The organism is Collinsella aerofaciens, assembly GCF_040915425.1.
Lineage (GTDB): Bacteria > Actinomycetota > Coriobacteriia > Coriobacteriales > Coriobacteriaceae > Collinsella > Collinsella aerofaciens_BW.
Genome location: NZ_JBCPDN010000111.1, coordinates 1 through 3365, shown reverse-complemented (window position 1 = coordinate 3365; position 3365 = coordinate 1). Strand labels below are relative to the sequence as shown.

Sequence of the window (3365 nt, the reverse complement as noted above, 5' to 3'; positions counted from 1 at the left end):
GAGCTGGGCATGCCCGCCGTCGCCATTACCGACCACGGCTACATGTATGGCGTGCCCGACCTGGCGCTGGCCTGCGACGCCGTCAACCACAACACGCCCGAGTACAAAACCTGGAGCCACGACAAGGCCTTCCTGGAAAAGGACCGCCGCGACGAGCTGGTGGAGCCCGATCCCGAGGAAAACCCGCGCGAGCATGCCCAGTATGTGAAGGACATGGCCATGTGGGACGAGAAGGGCAACATCGACGAGCTCAAGCCGCCCCTGGTCATCAAGCCCATCTTTGGCTGCGAGGTCTACTTTACGCCGGACGAGACCCTTGCTCGCGACCACAAGCCCGAGCTCTACCACATGATCCTTCTGGCCAAGGACCAGGAGGGCTACGTCAACCTGATGCAGACGGTTTCCGAGGCCGCCGTGCAGGGCTTTTACTACAAGCCGCGCGTGACGCTCGACAACCTGCGCCGCCACGCCAAGGGCATGATCTGCACGAGCGCCTGCATCGCGGGCATCATCCCCAAGTACATCGACCGCGGTGACATGGAGGGCGCCATCAAGTGGGCCGAGACCTTCCGTGACACCTTCGAGCCCGGCGACTTCTACATCGAGATCCAGGAACACGGCATCACCACCGACAACGGCCTGACCGACGAGCAGATGGACCGCACGCTCATCGACATCGCCAAGCAGGTGGGCGTCAAGGTCATCGCCACCAACGACTTCCACTACCTGCGTCGCGAGGACGCGCCCGTGCAGGACGTCATCATGTGCATTGGCATGAACGCCAAGGTCGACGACCCCAACCGCATGCGCATGACCGGCTCGGAGTTTTACATGAAGACCGAGGAGGAGATGCGGGCGATGTTCCCGTATTGCCCCGAGGCCTGCGACAACACGCTCGAGATCGCCGACAAGTGCTACGTTGAGCTGGACTGGGACTCCATCATCCTGCCGCGCTTCCCGTTGCTCGATCCCGGCGAGACGCACGAGAGCCAGTTCCGCCGCGAGTGCGAGAAGGGCCTGCGCCAGCACTATGGTGACGACTGGGCCACGCGCGAGATCGGCGGCGTCAACATCAAAGAGCGCTTTGAGTACGAATACAAAGTCATCTGCGACAAGGGATTTGCCGCCTACTTCTTGATCGTTGCCGAGTACGTGCAATGGGCCAAGGACAACGGCATCGGCGTCGGCCCCGGCCGTGGCTCGGCCGCCGGCGCTATCGTCGCCTACGCCATGAACATCACCGCGTTCGACCCGCTCGAGAACGGCCTGATGTTCGAGAGGTTCCTGTCCCCGCAGCGTACCGAGATGCCCGATATCGATATGGACTTCGACGATGAGCGGCGCCTCGAGGTCGTGGAGCACGTTCGCCAGCTCTATGGCCCCGAGAAGGTCACCCACGTCATTACCTACTCGACCATTAAGGCCAAGCAGGCCATCAACGACGCCGCGCGCGTCCTGGACTACCCGGTCTACATGGGCCAGCGCCTGTCCAAGATGGTCTCGAGCGACCCCAAGGTCAAGCTCAAGCAAGTGCTCGAAAAGCAACCCGGCAAAGAGGATCTGTTTAACCCCGACTTTGCCGAGGCCTATAAAAAGGATGACGACGCCCGCCGCATCATCGACACGGCGCTCTCGATCGAGGGCCTCACCCGTGGCGAGGGTGTGCACGCGTGCGCCGTTCTGATCTGCCGCGATCCCGTCAACGAGCATGTGCCCACCAAGCTCGATACCAAGGGCGGCGTCGAGATTACCCAGTACGAGGGCCATACCGTTGCCGACATGGGCCTGCTCAAGATGGACTTCCTGGGCCTGCGCACGCTGACGGTTATCTCTAAGGCCAAGGCCAACATCAAAAAGAACTTCGGCATCGACATCAAAGAGGAAGAGATTCCCTTTGACGACCCCGAGATCTTTAAGCTCATGGGCTCCGGTCACACCGCCGGCGTCTTCCAGGTCGAGTCCGCCGGCATGACGGCCACGATCAAGAACATGAAGCCCACCGAGTACAAGCATGTCGTGGCATTGATCGCCCTGTACCGCCCGGGCCCGCTGGGCGCCGGCATGGTCTCGTCCTACATCAACCGCATGAACGGCAAGGAACCGGCCGTCTCCTACGACGACCGTCTGGACGACATCCTGGGCGAAACCTACGGCACCATGGTCTACCAGGAGCAGGTTATGCTCATCTCCGTCGAGATGTGCGGCTTCTCCAAGGGCGAATCGGACTCGCGTATCCGTAAGCCCGTGGCTAAGAAAAAGATCAAGCTGCTCACGTCGACGGTGCTCCACTGGGAGGATGGCTCGGACGAGACCACCTACGACCACTGGATGAACGGCGCCATCAAGAACAACTACACGCGCGAGGTCGCCCAGAAGATTTGGGACGATGTTCTTGAGTTCGCGTCCTACGCCTTTAACAAGTCGCACTCCGCCGGCTACGCCATCCTGGTTATGCAGACGGCGTGGCTCAAGGCGCACTATCCGCACGAGTACATGGCGGCCGTTCTGACGTCCTATACGGGCAAGACCGACAAGATCGTTCACTACGTCTCGGCGTGCCGCCACGACGGCATCCCCGTGCTGTCGCCAGATGTCAACGAGTCCGGTACCGAGTTCACGGCTACCAAGGAGGGCGTGCGCTTTGGTCTGGCCGGCATCCGCGGCGTGGGCACCGGCGTGGCGCAGGCGATTATCGCCGAGCGCGAGGCGGGCGGTCCGTTTAAGACGCTGCACGACTTTGTCGAGCGCGTGGACTCGAGCCAGGCCAACCGCCGCGTGATCGAATCGCTGATCAAGGCAGGCGCCTTCGACTCCACGGGGTATCCGCGTCGCCAGATGATGCACTTTGTGGATAAGAACAACCCTGAGAACATCATCGATGCCGCGGTAAAGCGCCAGAAGGATCGTGCGAGCGGCCAGACGTCGTTCTTCGACATGTTTGGCGACGTTGAGGGCTCGGGCTTTGAGGTGAGCGTGCCCGATCCGGACGGCCAGGAGTGGGACCGCCACCTTAAGCTGAGCCAGGAGAAGGAGGTTCTGGGCATCTATGTCTCGGACCACCCGCTGCGCCCGTTTGAGTATGCGCTAGCCAAGGCGCGCGACTTCTCGTTCTCGCAGATCGATACCGGCTACGAGGTGCAAAACCCCACGGGCGGTACCATCAACCAGGAGATTCCCGAGGGCAAGGCGCTGTGGTGGGCCGGTATGGTCTCGAGCGTGTCCAAGCGCGTAACCAAAAACGGCGACCCCATGGGTATTGTGCAGCTCGAGGACATGGAAGGCGAGGCCACGGTCGTGGTGTTCCCCAAGACCTACAAGGAGGCCGAGGGGTACCTGTACGGCGAGGTCGATCCCGAGACCGGCGC

General features: G+C 61.8%; 1 protein-coding gene. It reads left to right on the top strand.

From position 1 onward, the window contains the following. Positions 1-3365 (top strand): DNA polymerase III subunit alpha (gene dnaE, locus AB5164_RS10020; protein WP_368148074.1); only part of this gene is annotated, 3365 nt, incomplete at both ends.